The 13950-nt window shown below is 67.4% G+C and carries 14 protein-coding genes; 7 read left to right on the forward strand and 7 right to left on the reverse strand.

Annotated features, from left to right (window positions below; genetic code table 11):
* Positions 1-25 precede the first annotated feature (25 nt).
* Complete coding sequence (locus ACSQ3M_RS16830; protein WP_436151217.1) at positions 26-1222, reverse strand: MFS transporter; 1197 nt, start codon at positions 1220-1222, stop codon at positions 26-28.
* A gap of 95 nt (positions 1223-1317) precedes the next feature.
* Complete coding sequence (locus ACSQ3M_RS16835; RefSeq protein ID WP_436151218.1) at positions 1318-1989, reverse strand: GntR family transcriptional regulator; 672 nt, start codon at positions 1987-1989, stop codon at positions 1318-1320.
* 44 nt (positions 1990-2033) lie between these two features.
* On the opposite strand from ACSQ3M_RS16835, the gene ACSQ3M_RS16840 reads away from it, so the two are divergent.
* Entirely contained in the window at positions 2034-3200 is a 1167-nt protein-coding gene (locus ACSQ3M_RS16840) for a pyridoxal phosphate-dependent aminotransferase (RefSeq protein WP_436151219.1), read from the forward strand.
* A gap of 61 nt (positions 3201-3261) precedes the next feature.
* Here ACSQ3M_RS16840 and ACSQ3M_RS16845 read toward each other — a convergent pair whose 3' ends face one another.
* Entirely contained in the window at positions 3262-4248 is a 987-nt protein-coding gene (locus tag ACSQ3M_RS16845; RefSeq protein WP_436151220.1) for a GlxA family transcriptional regulator, read from the reverse strand.
* A gap of 122 nt (positions 4249-4370) precedes the next feature.
* Here ACSQ3M_RS16845 and ACSQ3M_RS16850 point away from each other — a divergent pair, with 122 nt between their 5' ends.
* Complete coding sequence (locus ACSQ3M_RS16850) at positions 4371-5201, forward strand: alpha/beta fold hydrolase (RefSeq protein ID WP_436151221.1); 831 nt, start codon at positions 4371-4373, stop codon at positions 5199-5201.
* 188 nt (positions 5202-5389) lie between these two features.
* A complete protein-coding gene (gene yddG, locus ACSQ3M_RS16855; protein WP_436151222.1) occupies positions 5390-6277 on the forward strand; it encodes an aromatic amino acid exporter YddG in 888 nt (295 codons plus the stop codon).
* Between the two features lie 3 nt (positions 6278-6280).
* Here yddG and ACSQ3M_RS16860 read toward each other — a convergent pair whose 3' ends face one another.
* The 3 genes from ACSQ3M_RS16860 to gloB are packed head-to-tail and all read right to left on the reverse strand — an operon-like array spanning position 6281 to position 8265.
* On the reverse strand, positions 6281-7042 hold the full coding sequence (locus ACSQ3M_RS16860; RefSeq protein WP_436151223.1) for a GNAT family N-acetyltransferase: 762 nt from the start codon (positions 7040-7042) through the stop codon (positions 6281-6283).
* Positions 7043-7044: 2 nt separating this feature from the next.
* The gene (locus tag ACSQ3M_RS16865; RefSeq protein ID WP_436151224.1) at positions 7045-7500 is read right to left on the reverse strand and encodes a cupin domain-containing protein; all 456 of its coding nucleotides are present in this window, start codon (positions 7498-7500) and stop codon (positions 7045-7047) included.
* Positions 7501-7506: 6 nt separating this feature from the next.
* Positions 7507-8265 carry a hydroxyacylglutathione hydrolase gene (gene gloB, locus ACSQ3M_RS16870; RefSeq protein WP_436151225.1) on the reverse strand — a complete coding sequence of 253 codons (759 nt, stop codon included), beginning with the start codon at positions 8263-8265 and terminating at the stop codon, positions 7507-7509.
* A gap of 123 nt (positions 8266-8388) precedes the next feature.
* Here gloB and ACSQ3M_RS16875 point away from each other — a divergent pair, with 123 nt between their 5' ends.
* From ACSQ3M_RS16875 to ACSQ3M_RS16890, 4 genes are all read left to right on the forward strand, one after another.
* Positions 8389-9159, forward strand: coding sequence for a class I SAM-dependent methyltransferase (locus ACSQ3M_RS16875; protein ID WP_436151226.1), 771 nt, complete (start codon positions 8389-8391; stop codon positions 9157-9159).
* Positions 9160-9269: 110 nt separating this feature from the next.
* Positions 9270-10223, forward strand: a complete 954-nt coding sequence (locus ACSQ3M_RS16880) for an acetyl-CoA carboxylase carboxyltransferase subunit alpha (protein WP_436151227.1) — start codon at positions 9270-9272, stop codon at positions 10221-10223.
* Between the two features lie 201 nt (positions 10224-10424).
* On the forward strand, positions 10425-11852 hold the full coding sequence (locus ACSQ3M_RS16885) for a L,D-transpeptidase family protein (RefSeq protein ID WP_436151228.1): 1428 nt from the start codon (positions 10425-10427) through the stop codon (positions 11850-11852).
* Between the two features lie 214 nt (positions 11853-12066).
* Positions 12067-12984 (forward strand): TorF family putative porin, encoded by a 918-nt coding sequence (locus tag ACSQ3M_RS16890; RefSeq protein WP_436151229.1) that lies wholly within the window; start codon positions 12067-12069, stop codon positions 12982-12984.
* Between the two features lie 90 nt (positions 12985-13074).
* Here the strand turns inward: ACSQ3M_RS16890 and ACSQ3M_RS16895 are convergent, their stop codons facing one another.
* Complete coding sequence (locus ACSQ3M_RS16895) at positions 13075-13896, reverse strand: AraC family transcriptional regulator (RefSeq protein WP_436151230.1); 822 nt, start codon at positions 13894-13896, stop codon at positions 13075-13077.
* Positions 13897-13950: the final 54 nt, after the last annotated feature.

A 13950-nucleotide genomic window follows, 5' to 3' on the forward strand; every position in this document is an offset into this window, starting at 1 on the left:
TGCGCAGCCGCGGGGCGGCGGAAGGTCAGCTGCGCGCCTCGCGCGGCAGCAGGAAGGTCAAGAGGCCGAAGGCCGGCAGCCAGGCGCAGAGTGCGAAGACCTGGATGATGCCGATCTTGTCGGCGAGGGCGCCGAGCCCTGCTGCCGCCACGCCGCCGAGGCCGAAGGCGAGCCCGTAGAACAGCCCGCCGACCAGTCCGACCCGATGCGGCACCAGATCGATCGCGTAGATCAGGATCGCCGAGAAGGCGCTCGCCATGATGAAGCTGATCACCACGCTCAGGATCACGGTCCAAGCGAGATCGGCATAGGGCAGAGCGAGCGCGAAGGGCAGGCTGCCCAGGATCGAGAGCCAGATCACGCGGTGGCGGCCGATGCGGTCGCCGATCATGCCGCCGATGATCACGCCGACGGCGCCGACGACGAGATAAAGGAAGAGCAGGATCTGCGAGAGCTGCAGCGGCACCTGGAAACGCTCGATCAGGTAGAAGGTGTAATAGGAGGTGAAGGAGGCCGTATAGGCGTTCTTCGAGAACAGGATGACGATCAGCACCGCCATCGCCAGCAGGACGCGGCTGCGCGGCATGCCATGCGAGGCGACATCGTCGGTATGGCTTTGCGAGGCGGTCTGCCCGCGGCGGAAGGCGGTATAGCGCGCGCCGATCCAGGCCATCAGCAGCATGGCGACGAGTACGATGCCGGAAAACCAGGACAGGCTCTCCTGGCCGTTCGGCACGACGACGGCGGCGGCGAGCAGCGGGCCGGTCGCATAGCCGGCATGGCCGCCGACCTGGAAGACGCCCTGCGCCAGCCCTTGCCGGCCGGCGGCCGCATGGCGGGCCATGCGGGTCGCCTCGGGATGGAAGACGGCCGAGCCGGTGCCGACCAGCGCCGCCGCGACCAGCACCATCGGATAGCTATGGGCGAAGGCGAGCGAGAGCAGCCCGGCCAGCGTCGCGCCCATGCCGGCGACCATCGCGTAAGGCCAGGGCTTCTTGTCGGTCAGATAGCCGAGCACCGGCTGCAGCAGCGAGGACGTCACCTGGAAGGCGAGCGTGATCAGGCCGATCTGCACGAAGTCGAGCTGATAGGTCTCCTTGAGCAGCGGGTAGACCGCCGGAATCATCGACTGGATCAGGTCGTTGAGCAGATGGGCGACGCTGAGTGCCGCCAGGACCGGCATCAGCGGGCGGGAGGCGCTCGGCAGGGGGATCGTGGTCATGCCACGACGCTTGCCTCCGCGCGGGGGCGTGGTCAATTGCCCGGCGAAGCATCCAGCGCATGCCGGCCATCACGCCGAAGCTGGGCGGCACCAGCCTAGCGCGAGGGGACGGGACCGCTCTGGAGCTTCTCGGCCAGGGCCTGGCCGGCGTTGAGGATGTGCGTTTCCAGGGTCTGCGCCGCCTGCTCGATCCTGCCTGCCACAAGATGATCGAGAATCTGCCGGTGCTCGGCATCGGAGCGCGGCTGCCAAGCCAGGTCCCGCCAGGTCGCGAACAGGAAGCGCGCTGAGGTGCGATGCAGATCGTCGATCGTCGCGAGCAGGCGCTTCATGCGGCAGGGCGCTGTGATCGCGCGGTGGAAGCGCTCGTTGGCGCGTTGCCAGACCAGCAGCTCCCCGCTCGCTTCGGCCTCGGCAAGAGCGGCTGAGGCCTCATCGAGATCAGCCGCTGTCAACCGTGGAAAGCCCTGGCGTAGCGCCAGTGCCTCGAGCGCCGCCCGCATCGCCGTCACTTCCAGCACGAGGTCGGGTTCCAGAGGCGCGACGCGGACCCCGCGCCGCGGTTCGCTGACCAGCAACCCTTGCGCCTCGAGCGTGCGGAAGGCCTCGCGGACCGGCACATGGCTTGCGCCGAACTCGGCGGCGACATGGTCCTGCCGCAGCGGCGCGCCGGGTGCCAGCGTCCCCGTGACGATGCGCTGCGCGAGGCTGCGCGCAATGCGCCCCGCGAGCGAGTGGTCGCTGTCGGTCCGGTCTTGCAAGCTCATGGCTGGTATGATTTCATAGATAATATATGATTAGAGGTGTCCATATGCCCCGCCAAAGACCGTCACGCCTGCGCCATATCGCCGGAATCGGCGTCGATCGCATGGGATCGATCGCCGACGCGTCGGGCAAGGATTTCCTGCGCCTTGAGAATCTCGACACCGATATCCTGCCCGACGCCGAGGCGATCGCGCGTACGGTCCGCGCCGCCAGCGAGGATGCCGACAACAGCTATCTGCCTTTCGTCGGCCAGGCGCATCTGCGCGATGTCGCGGCCCGCCATGTCTCGGCAACCTCCGGCGTAAGCTATAGTGGCGAGCGCAACTGTGTGATCTCGGCGGGCGGCCTCTCCGGCATCCTCAATGTCTTGCTGGCGACGATCGAGGTCGGTGACGAGGTGATCGTCACCGATCCGACCTATGCCGGTCTGATCAACCGGGTGCGGCTCGCCGGAGGAGTGCCACGCTTCGTGCCGTTCCGGTTCGAGCCTGGCAGCGAGTGGCGGCTCGATCGCGAGGCGTTGCGCGCCAGCATCGGGCCGAAGACCACCGCCATGCTGCTGATGTCGCCGTCGATGCCGTCGGGCGGCTGCCTCGATGCCGGCGACTGGGCGCTCATTGCCGAGCTTTGCGTCGCGCATGACCTGCTGCTGATCGTCGACACGGCGATGGAACGGCTGGTTTACGACGGCAGGCCGGTGCTGCATCCGGCCGGGTTGCCGGGCATGGCGGAGCGGACGATCACCGTCGGCTCGTCGGCGAAGGAGCTGCGCATGATCGGCTGGCGGGTCGGCTGGATCGTTGCGCCGGACGCGTTCATGCCCGATCTCGTCGCGGTCTCGCTCGCCAATGTCGTGGTGCCGGTCGGCATCGGCCAGGACGCAGTCGCAGTCGCGCTCGCGAATTCGGCGACGACGCTCGCACCTTACGTCGCCGAATTGCAGGCAAGGCGCGATTGCGTGCTGGCGGAATTGCGCGGCCTCCCGGTCGGGGTTCCCGGTGGCGGCTGGTCGCTACTGCTGCGGGTCTCGGATTTCGGGCTCGACGGGGCGGCGATGTCGGAGCGTCTGCTGGAGCAAGGAGTCTGCGCCACCGCCATGGCCGGCTGGGGCGAGACCCATGGCGCGCAATATATCCGCTTCGTCTATGCCAATGAGCCGGTCGAGCGCCTGCGTGGGCTCGGCGAGCGCGTTCGCGCCGCGCTCGGCCTGTAGGGGCTAGCCGTTTGTATTCGATCGGCGGGGGCCAGGATGACGGAACTGGTCGGCTGCCTCTTCAGGCGAGGGCGACGCCGAAGCGGCGGCGATAATCGGCGGGGGCGAGCCCGGTGATGCGCTGGAACAGCTTGCGGAAGGCCGAGGCATCCTCGTAGCCGACATCCCAGGCGATCTGCGCGACCGGCCGGCGGCTCAATTCCAGCGCCTCGCGCGCCTTGGCGACGCGGATCTGCTGGGCGTATTCGGTCGGCCGCAGGCCCGTCGCCTTGCGAAAGCGGCGCAGGAAGGTGCGTTCCTCCAACCCGGCCCGCTTCGCCAGTGCCGGCACGTCATGATCCCGGGCCCCGCTCGCCTGCAGCCAGCGCTGCACCCTCAGGATCGCCGCGTCGCCATGGTCGAGCCGCGGCACGAAATGGCTGTAGGGCTGCTGCGTACGTCCGGGCGGATCGACCAGCAGGAAGCGGGCGGTCTCGAGCATCACGCTCGGTCCGAGCAAGCGCTCGACCAGCGTCAAACCGAGATCGGTCCAGGCCAGGATGCCGCCGGCTGTGATGATGTCGCCATCGTCGATCACCATGCGGTCGGTATCGACCTTCGTGGCTGGAAAGCGCGCCGCCAATTCCTTGGCGAACGCCCAATGCGTCGTCGCTTCGCGGCCCTCAAGCAGCCCGGCTTCGCCGAGCAGGAAAGCGCCGGCGCAGACCGAGCACAGCGTCGTGCCCTCGCCATGGCGCTCGGCCAGCCAGGTGGCAAAGCCGCTCATCGGCTGCATCTTCGCCGGCATGATCAGGCTCGGCGGCGCGATGAGATGGCTCGGATCGTGCGCAGCACCGGGGTGGCTGTCGAAGACGCAGTCCACACCTGCGCCGTCCGCTGCCTGACTCCAATGGCTGACCCGGATCGCGGGCGCCTCCGGGCCGCCGCGATCCCAGCTCATCTCACCGGCGATCCGGAACAGGTCGGTCAAGCCATAGACGGCCGCGAGCTGCACGTCCGGGTAGAGCAAAAGCCCGATCTCTGCGATCGTCTGCTTCCCTGTCGTCATGTTGTCAGTTTTGCCCCGCTAATTGTCGGTTCCGCCAAGCGGCACCATGCAACGCTGTGCCTATAACCGTCCACATCGAAGGGCGACGCTCCTGCCGCCCGGAAGCCCGAAGGAAGCGACAGATGAGCACGATCACCACCCAGGACGGCACCGAGATCTTCTACAAGGACTGGGGCTCGAAGGCCGCGCAGCCGGTCGTCTTCCACCATGGCTGGCCGCTCAGCGCCGACGATTGGGACAACCAGATGCTGTTCTTCCTGCATCAGGGCTTCCGGGTGATCGCGCATGACCGTCGCGGCCACGGCCGCTCCAGCCAGACCGCGACCGGCAACGAGATGGACACTTACGCTGCCGACGTCGCCGAACTCGCCGCCCATCTCGACCTCCGTAACGCTATCCATATCGGCCATTCCACCGGCGGCGGCGAGGTGGCTCACTATGTCGCCCGCGCCGAGCCCGGCCGCGTCGCCAAGGCGGTGCTGATCGGTGCGGTGCCGCCGATCATGGTCAAGTCCGAGAAGAACCCGGGCGGCCTGCCGATCGAGGTTTTCGACGGCTTCCGCGCTGCGCTCGTCGCCAATCGCGCCCAGTTCTACGTCGACGTCCCCGCCGGCCCGTTCTACGGCTTCAACCGCGAGGGCGCGAAGGTCTCGCAGGGCATCATCGACAATTGGTGGCGGCAGGGCATGATGGGCGGCGCCAAGGCGCATTACGACTGCATCAAGGCCTTCTCGGAAACCGACTTCACCGAGGATCTCAAGACGATCGAGGTGCCGGTGCTGGTGATGCATGGCGACGACGACCAGATCGTCCCGTATGCCGACTCCGCCCCGCTCGCAGTCAAGCTGCTCAAGAACGGCACGCTGAAGACCTATGCCGGCCTCCCGCACGGCATGTGCACCACCCACCCGGACGTGATCAACGCCGACCTGCTCGCCTTCATCAAGGGCTGATGCGACGAGGGGGCCAAGGCCATCGGCCTCCACGCGCCCCGACAAGATTGCCGGCACCACCATTGTGCGGCTGCCGGCAGTTTTTTGCGTGAGAGTCGGGCGATATGCCGGTGGCAAGCGGCGAACGGGCTGGCGAGGGTGCGGCGCAGCGCTTAACGGTCTCAAGCCGCAATTCTGAAGTTCGCCCCATGACCTCCCGCACCGCCACCGCGACCGGCTTCGTCGCTATCCTGCTCTGGTCGACGCTGGCGTTGTTCACCGCCATGTCCGGGCGAGTGCCGCCATTCCAGCTCGTCGGCATGACCTTCGTCATCGGCGGCGTGTTCGTGCTGGCGATCGCGGCGGCGCAGGGGCGCCTGCATCTGGCGCGGCCGACGCCGGCCTCCTTCCTGCTCGGGCTCTACGGGCCCTTCGGCGACACGGCGCTCTATTATGCTGCGGTGAAGACGGCGCCGGCGGCCGAGGCCAACCTGATCCACTATCTCTGGCCGCTCTTGATCGTGCTGTTCGCGGCGCTGCTGCCGGGCGGGGGCTTGAAGCCGCGTCATCTGGTCGGGGCGCTGATCGGCCTCGTTGCGACAGCGATGCTGATCTCAGGCAGTCTTGGCAGCGGCGGCGCCGGCATCCAGCTCGGCCATGTGCTGGCGGCGCTCGGCGCCTTCGTCTGGGCGAGCTATTCGGTACTGTCGCGGCGCTTCGCGGGAGTGCCGTCGGAGAGCCTCGCCATCACCATGCTCGGCTGCGCCATCCCCGCCTTCGCCTGCCATCTCGCCTTCGAGACGACCTTGTGGGCGCCGAGCGCCGTCGAATGGGGCGGGGTGTTCGGCCTCGGCCTCGGCTCGATCGGGCTCGCCTTCATCTGCTGGGATGTCGGCATGAAGAAGGGGGACGTCGCCTTGCTCGGCGTCGCCTCCTATGCCGCGCCGGTGCTTTCGACCGTGGTCCTGGTCATCGCCGGCTACGCGCCGGCGAGCTGGCTCCTGGCCGTTTCCTGCGTCCTCATCGTCGTCGGCGCGCTGGTTGCGAGCTTCGGGCCGGCGGCGAAAGCCGCTGCGCCGAAGGTCGCCGGAGGCTAGGCCTCAGACGTCGAGAATACGCGTCTCGTAGGCGTAGACCGTGCGGAAGCCGAGCCGGCGATACATCTCCAAGGCAAGGCCGTTGCTCTGGTCGACCTGGAGATAGGCTTGGGCACAGCCCTGTGCCGCGGCCCAGCCCATCAGCCCCAGCATCATCTGCTTGCCAAGGCCCCTGCCGCGCAAGGCTTCGTCGACGATGACGGCGCCGATCTCGGCCATGCCGCGCTCGGCGACGCACATCGCATAGGCCGCAGGACGGCCCTCATGCAGCAGCGTCGCGAAGGCGGCGGGCAGGCGCACGCCGCAGACGATAGCGGCGAGATGATCGCGGTTGCGCTTTGCGCCGATCTGGTGAGCGCAGACCCCGTCGATCCAGGCAGCGTCCGCCTGCGCTGTCGCGACGATTCCGGGATCGGGCAGGTGCAGGCCGGGATCGAGCTCGGCGACCATTCCGAAGGAGGCGGTCTCGACCCGGTAGCCGCGCTCAGTGAAGCGCTGGCGGGCGCCCTCGGCGACCAGCGGCGTGAAGCGGATGCGCGGCGGCAGACCGGCCTGGCGATAGAGGTCCTCGACGAAGGCAAGTGTCGCCTCGTCCATGTCGCCATCTTCGCGCAGCGAGGAGGCCGAGTTGGCCCGGCCGGAATAGCCATTGGCGAAGCGCACGACCCATTGGTCGACGACGAGCGTGGTCGGCGCCGGCCAGGCATTGACGATGCGGGTCTCGCAGGCGCTGACCAGCGCCATATCGATGACGGGCTTGTCCACGGTCAGCCTCCGGCGGGGCGCGGTGTAGGCCGCCAGTCGGGCGGCGCCATCTCGAAACCGGAGAAGGAGAAGCCCGGCGCGACCGTGCAGCCGACCAGCGTCCAGGCGCCGAGCGAGGTCGCGCTCTGCCAGTGCCCGGCCGGCACGACGATTTGCGGGCGCTGGCCCGCGGCGAGATCCTTGCCGAGATGGTGGGCCGAGGCGTCATGCCCGTTCGGCGAAAGCGTGATCACCAGCGGCGCGCCGGCATAGTGGTGCCAGATCTCGGCGGCATCGACGCGATGCCATTCCGAGGTCTCGCCGACATCGAGCAGGTAATAGATCGCGGTCGAGAATCCGCGTCCCTCCGGCCCGGCAGGATCGCGGAAGGTCTCGCGATAATGTCCGCCTTCGGGATGCGGCTTCAGCGCGAGCAGGCGGATGACCTCGGCGGCGCTGAGGCCGTTCAACGTGCTCATCGCGGATCAGAACCTGTTCTTGGCCTCGCGCAGCGCCGTAAAGACCTCGCCGGCCGGCTTGCCGACGATGCCGAGCGTCGCGGCGAGCGCAGGCTCACCGGCCCGGAAGAAGGGGTTGGTCGCCCTTTCCTCGCCGACCGTGGTCAGCGCCCAGAAGCGACCGTCAGCCTTCGCGGCCTCGGCCTCGGTGAGGCGGGCGGCGACGGCTGGGTTGCTCGGGTCCATGGCCGCAGCGAAGCGGGCGTTCGACAAGGTGTAGTCGTGGCCGGTGATCAGCGTGGTCGCGTCCGGCAGCACCATGATCCGCGACAGCGAGGTCCACATCGCTTCCATCCGGCCGGGCATGACGCGGCCGCAGCCCATGACGAAGACGACGTCGCCAACCAAAGCGACGTCCGCTCCGATGAAGCTGACATGGCCCTCGGCATGGCCGGGCGTCGCCCAGGTCTCGAACTCGTAGCCGCCCACAGCGACGCGGTCGCCTTCGCCGAGGACTACGTCGACGGGTGCGCCGGCGCGCGCGGCTTCCGGAGCGAACACCTTGGCGCCGGTCGCCTGCTTCAGCGCAGCGATGCCCTGGACATGGTCGGCATGCTCATGCGTCACCAGCACCTGGCTGATCGTCCAGCCCTTGGCCTTGGCGGCGGCAAGCACCTCGCCCGCATCGGGAACGTCGACGGTGGCGCAGGCACCGGTACCGGGGTCGCGCAGCAGCGCGCCGGCATTGTCGCTGAGCGTGCGGAAGACATGGATGTCGAGCGGCATGGGAAGCTCCGGCAATCAGCAGTCGAGACGCCTGCTTGAAGCAAGCCCGCGCCGGGAGCAAGCCGATCGTGCCATCAAGGGCGGCTCTTGCACTCGCGCTGCGGCTGCGCCATCTCCGTGGGCATGGCCTTGGACGTCGTCGACCTGCGCACCTTCTATGCCAGCCCGCTCGGGCATGTGGCGCGCCGGGTCGTCGGCAAGGTGATGCTGAAGCTCTGGCCCGACTGCCGGCGCCAGCGCCTGCTGGGCCTGGGCTTTGCGACGCCCTATCTGCCGCTGCTCGGCGGCGAGGCGGAGCGGGTTATCGCCTTCATGCCGGCGGCGCAGGGCGTGGTGAACTGGCCTTCTCCCGGGCTTTCCGCGTCGGCGCTGGTCGAGCCGACCCTTCTGCCGCTGCCCACCGCCTCGATCGACCGCGTGCTGATGGTGCATGCGCTCGAGGAGACCGAGAGCCCGGAAGATCTGCTCGAGGAGATTTCGCGGGTGCTGAGCCCCGGCGGGCGCCTGATCGTCGTGGTGCCGAACCGGCGCGGCCTGTGGGCGCGGATGGATACGACGCCGTTCGGCCACGGCCGGCCGTTCAGCCGCTCGCAGATCGAGGCGCTGATGCGCCGCGCCATGTTCTCGCCCGAGCACTGGGTCGAAGCCCTCTATGTGCCGCCGCTGCGCCGGCGCCTGTTCATGCGCTCGGCGATGGCCTGGGAGAAGGTCGGCGCCGGGCTGTCGCTGCCCTTCGCCGGCGTCTATGTCATCGACGCGACCAAGCAGTTCTATCGGCGCGCGCCGCTGCGTGCGACGCGGCGCAGCTTCGCCTTCCGGCCGGTGCTGCTGCCGCAGGCTCACTCCTCTTCACACCTGCCGCGGCAGGATGACGGGGGCGGGGCTGCGGGTTGACAATTTCGCCGGGGCGCGGCCAAGGTCCGCCGCCTTTTTTGACCGTTCCGTCACCGCGGCCTCAAGCCGGCGTGGTTTCCCCTGGGAAGCGGGACCAGATCTGGATGTCGATGCGAAGCTATCTTGATTTCGAAAAGCCGGTCGCCGAGCTCGAGGCGAAGGCGGATGAACTGCGTGCGCTCGACGGCAAGGGCGATGGCTATTCGCTCGCCGAGGAGATCGGCAAGCTCGAGGCCAAGGCCTCGCAGGCGCTGAAGGACCTCTATGGCACCCTGACGCCCTGGCAGAAGACGCTGGTGGCGCGCCATCCGCAGCGTCCGCATTTTCTCGACTATTGCTCGGCGCTGATCGACGAGTTCACGCCGCTCGCAGGCGACCGCGTCTTCGGCGAGGACGAGGCGATCGTCGGCGGTTTCGGCCGCTTCCGCGGCGAGCCGGTCTGCGTGATGGGCCAGGAGAAGGGCAACTCGACCGAGACCCGCATCAAGCACAATTTCGGCATGCCGAAGCCGGAAGGCTACCGCAAGGCCGTGCGCCTGATGGAAATGGCCGACCGTTTCGGCCTGCCGGTACTGAGCTTCATCGACACTGCCGGCGCCTATCCCGGCATCGAGGCCGAGGAGCGCGGCCAGGCCGAGGCGATCGCGCGCTCGACCGAGACCTGCCTTGCGCTGCGCACGCCGAGCGTCGCGCTGGTGATCGGCGAAGGTGGCTCCGGCGGGGCGATCGCCATCGCTGCCGCCAGCAAGGTGTTGATGCTGGAGCACGCGATCTATTCGGTGATCTCGCCTGAAGGCGCGGCCTCGATCCTCTGGCGCGACACGGCCCGCGCCCAGGATGCCGCGACCGGCATGAAGATCACGGCCCAGGACCTGCTGCGCTTCGGCGTCATCGACAAGATCGTCACCGAACCGACCGGCGGCGCCCATCGCGATCCGCAGGCGGCGATCGAGCGGGCCGGCTCGGCGATCCAGGCCGCGCTGTCCGATCTTGCCGGCCTGAGCGCCGACGAGATCGTCGACCGGCGGGCGCAGAAGTATCTGGCGATCGGCCGGACGCTATAGCCGGGATCGAGCCGTACCGAACCGCGCATACGGCCCCCGCGGGGGCTTTACCGCAGCTTCACCATATGGCCATCTGCAGGCTCGCTGTGGTAAGGAACGGTCAAGGCTAACGGTCCTACAACCGAGCAACGGGCATAATTTGGCCGCGTTGTATGAGGCATTGTCGGGTCTGACGCGTCCGCGCGAGATGGGATTGACGACGTGGCTGTGAGACATTTCGCGCTGGCGGCGCTCCTTGGCCTCACCTTGGCAGCTTGCGAAGAGGACCGCTATCGCGGTTCCGCGCGCCATAACATCCCGATTCCGTCCGCGACCTATACGCTGATGTCCGAGAAGGGCATGAGCAAGAGCCAGCCAATCGTGATTCGTTCCTACAAGAAGGAGTCGGAGGTCGAGGTCTGGAAGAAGCGCGGCGACGGCAAATATGCGCTGCTCAAGACCTTCCCGATGTGCCGCTGGTCCGGCCAGCTCGGCCCGAAGGTGCGCGAGGGCGACCGCATGGCGCCGGAGGGTTTCTACGCCATCAGTCCGGCGCAGATGAATCCGAACTCGTCGTTCTACGTCTCGTTCAACATGGGCTATCCCAACGCCTATGACCGCTCGCATGGCCGCACCGGTGCGCATCTGATGGTGCACGGCGCCTGCTCCTCGGCCGGCTGCTACTCGATGACCGACGACCAGATCGGTGAGCTCTACGCGCTGGTGCGCGAGGCGCAGAATGGCGGGCAGAAGGCTGTGCAGATGCAGGCTTTTCCCTTCCGGATGACGCCGGAGAATCTCGCCAAGCACCGGCTCGACCCGAACATCGCCTTCTGGAAGAACCTGAAGGAAGGTTCGGACTATTTCGAGGTGGCCAAGGACGAGCCCTCGGTCTCGGTGGCCGGCGGGCGCTACGCCTTCAACCGCGACGGCACCCAGATCGACACGTCGATCACACAGGCGCTCGCCGAGAAGCGCCAGCAGGACGAGATCCAGGTCGCGGCGCTGGTCTCGAAGGGCACGCCGGCGATCAAGCTGATCTATGACGATGGCGACCAGCATTCCTCGTTCAAGCGCATGCTGGCCCAGTCCGGTGCCGATTCGATGAACAAGTCGGTCGCCTGGGGCTCGCGCGACGTCGGCATCAGCCGCGTCGATTCGTTGATCGGCCCGCGTGTCGTCGTGCTCGACGACAAGGGTCGTACGAAGGCGACTGTCCGGGCCGAATCGGCTGACAACGAGGCAGTGCTTGCTGCCGTTAGCAGCGCTCAACAGCAGCCCGAGGTCGAAGCCAAGCCCGCGGTCGCGGTCGCGGCTGCTCCGGCAAAACCTGCAGCCCAGCCTGCGCGGGCGACGAGCGATGCGGCGACGCAGGTCGCCAAGGTCTCGCCGGGCGCTGCGACTGCTGCTCCGATCCAGACGGCTGCGGCCGAGCCGTCGCAGCCCTCCTTCTATCAGCGGGCGCTGAGCTTCGTGCCGCTTCTCGGCAGCGGCTCCTCCGAGTCGAAGGAGCCGGCGCCGGTCGTCTCCGTTGTGCCCGAGACGCCGCAGACGGTGACTGCGCCATTGCCGCCGCGCCGGGCTTCGACCCTGCGTACGTCCCAGCTGCAGCCCGACGCCTCCTATGCAAGCCAGCCCGTGGCGCGCTGAGCGGCCCGGCAATCGCTTGATGTAAAAAAGTCACGCCCGCGGCCAGCGATGGCCGCGGGCGCTTTTCTAGGCGTCTGAACAGCGAAATCCGCCAGCATTGCTCATTGCGCGGGCAGGTTGCAAAAAACCTCGCCTTGCCGATGCTGTGCCTGCGGGGGCTTAATCGTGGCGAATGCATGACGAGAATCGTGCAGGAACCTCGATGGAGTTCGCGATGGCTGCCTTGAAAACTTCCGGCTTGCTGACGGGCTTGGCGCTGGCAACGGCGCTCACTGCTTCTAGCGCTGCGCTCGCCTCGGATCTGCCGAGCCGCAAGGGTGCGCCGCCGGTGCCGGTCGCGCCGAGCATCACCTGGTTCGACATCGCCGTCAGCGTGAAGGGCATGACGGACTATAATTTCCGCGGCATCTCGCAGACCGACCGCAAGCCGGCGATCCAGGGCGGCGCCGAACTGCAGATTTACGACAATCTGTTCTATGTCGGCGTCTACGCCTCGAATGTCGATCTGGCGACCAGCCCGCCGGCCGAAATCGACTTCTACGGCGGTATCCGGCCCAAGTTCGGCCCAGTCACCGTCGATCTCGGCGTCTGGCAGTACTACTATCCGGGCGAGAAGGCCTATATCGACACGGCCGGTGTCTACTGGACGCCGAAGAACACCGATTACACCGAGGTCTATGGCAAGGTCAGCTACAACTTCGAGGACAAGCTGATCGTCGGCGCCAACCTGTTCTACGCCTGGGACTGGCTCGGGACCGGCGCCACTGGCACCTACGCTTCGGTGACGGCGAAGTACAACCTGCCCTTCCTCGAAGGGTTGTCGGTTTCGGGTGAGCTCGGCCATTACTGGCTCGGCACCACCAATCTCGCAATCTGGTCGACAGTGCCGCCGACCGACCTACCCGACTACACCTACTGGAACGCCGGCCTGTCCTACACCTGGAAGAACCTGACGGCGGATGTGCGCTATCACGACACCAGCCTGTCGAAGAGCGAGTGCTTCCTGCTGACGGCCGATCCGCGCGGCATCACCGCCGGCTCGGGTCGCTCGAAGTGGTGCAACCCGACCGTGGTGGCGACACTCTCCTTCGACATCACGGCGAGCAGCGTCGGCATCTTCGCGCCGAAGTAAGCGCTTCGATCGCACCGTTCGTTTGGTTGAGGCCGCTCGCGAGGGCGGCCTTTTCCGTTGATATAGCTCGAAGGCCAGGCGCTTGCGCAGCTACCGCGCCAACGAAGCCTTCATGTAGCTGCGCGGCGTGGTGCCGAGCCTGCGCCTGAACATGGTCGTGAACGCCGCGACATTGTCATAGCCCGCCAGCATGGCGATCCGGGTGACCGGCGCTCCTTCCGCCAGGCGCGGAAGGCAGGCGAACAGGCTGGCCTGCTGGCGCCAGGCGACGAAGCTCAAGCCGGTCTCGCGCTGGAAGAAGCGGGTAAAGGTCCGCCGGCTCATCGCCAATTTCGCGGCCCAGTCGTCGAGTCGCTCGGTGACCGACGGCGCTGCCATATAGGCGCGGCAGAGGGCGGCGAGGCGCTTGTCGGCCGGGAATGGCAGACCGAGCGGCTGGACCGGGAGCGCCGCGATCTCCGCCGTCAGCAATTCCAGGACGAGCTCGATCTTGCGGCTGCCGGGCGGAGCGTCGCGCAGGCGGATCGCCTCGGCGATCAAGGCGCGCGCCAGCTCGGTGACGCCGAGCACCTGCAGCATGCGCTCCGCCAGATCGTCATGGCCGGTAAGGAGATAGACCGACTTGATGCTGACATCGCTCAGTGTCTCGACCGAATGCTGCAACCGGGCGGGGATGAGCAGCGCATGGCCGGGCGGGATCATCCAGCAGCCACGTTCGGTCTCGATCAGCGCGACGCCGGAGAAGGCACAGAGAAGCTGGATGTGGCGATGGCAGTGCAGCGGGATCGTGTACCCGGCGGGGCTGTCCGAGCTGTAAACCAGGACGTCGCTGTCCGAGCGGGCGATCCAGTCGTGACGGCGGCGATGAGTGGCGTGAAGGGCATCGAGCTGTTGCTGTGCCAGCTTTTTCATCGAATGGCCCAAACGCGAAATAATTCGACCGAAACACGAAAGAAGGACACAGGC

This window comes from Allobosea sp. LjRoot90 (genome assembly GCF_964254315.1).
GTDB lineage: Bacteria > Pseudomonadota > Alphaproteobacteria > Rhizobiales > Beijerinckiaceae > Allobosea.

Excerpts from the sequence above, each read along its gene's own strand:
- ACSQ3M_RS16830 (WP_436151217.1), bottom strand. The coding sequence starts at position 1,222 with ATGACCACGATCCCCCTGCCGAGCGCCTCCCGCCCGCTGATGCCGGTC.
- ACSQ3M_RS16835 (WP_436151218.1), bottom strand. The coding sequence starts at position 1,989 with ATGAGCTTGCAAGACCGGACCGACAGCGACCACTCGCTCGCGGGGCGC.
- ACSQ3M_RS16840 (WP_436151219.1), top strand. The coding sequence starts at position 2,034 with ATGCCCCGCCAAAGACCGTCACGCCTGCGCCATATCGCCGGAATCGGC.
- ACSQ3M_RS16845 (WP_436151220.1), bottom strand. The coding sequence starts at position 4,248 with ATGACGACAGGGAAGCAGACGATCGCAGAGATCGGGCTTTTGCTCTAC.
- ACSQ3M_RS16850 (WP_436151221.1), top strand. The coding sequence starts at position 4,371 with ATGAGCACGATCACCACCCAGGACGGCACCGAGATCTTCTACAAGGAC.
- yddG (WP_436151222.1), top strand. The coding sequence starts at position 5,390 with ATGACCTCCCGCACCGCCACCGCGACCGGCTTCGTCGCTATCCTGCTC.
- ACSQ3M_RS16865 (WP_436151224.1), bottom strand. The coding sequence starts at position 7,500 with ATGAGCACGTTGAACGGCCTCAGCGCCGCCGAGGTCATCCGCCTGCTC.
- gloB (WP_436151225.1), bottom strand. The coding sequence starts at position 8,265 with ATGCCGCTCGACATCCATGTCTTCCGCACGCTCAGCGACAATGCCGGC.
- ACSQ3M_RS16875 (WP_436151226.1), top strand. The coding sequence starts at position 8,389 with ATGGCCTTGGACGTCGTCGACCTGCGCACCTTCTATGCCAGCCCGCTC.
- ACSQ3M_RS16880 (WP_436151227.1), top strand. The coding sequence starts at position 9,270 with ATGCGAAGCTATCTTGATTTCGAAAAGCCGGTCGCCGAGCTCGAGGCG.
- ACSQ3M_RS16890 (WP_436151229.1), top strand. The coding sequence starts at position 12,067 with ATGGCTGCCTTGAAAACTTCCGGCTTGCTGACGGGCTTGGCGCTGGCA.
- ACSQ3M_RS16895 (WP_436151230.1), bottom strand. The coding sequence starts at position 13,896 with ATGAAAAAGCTGGCACAGCAACAGCTCGATGCCCTTCACGCCACTCAT.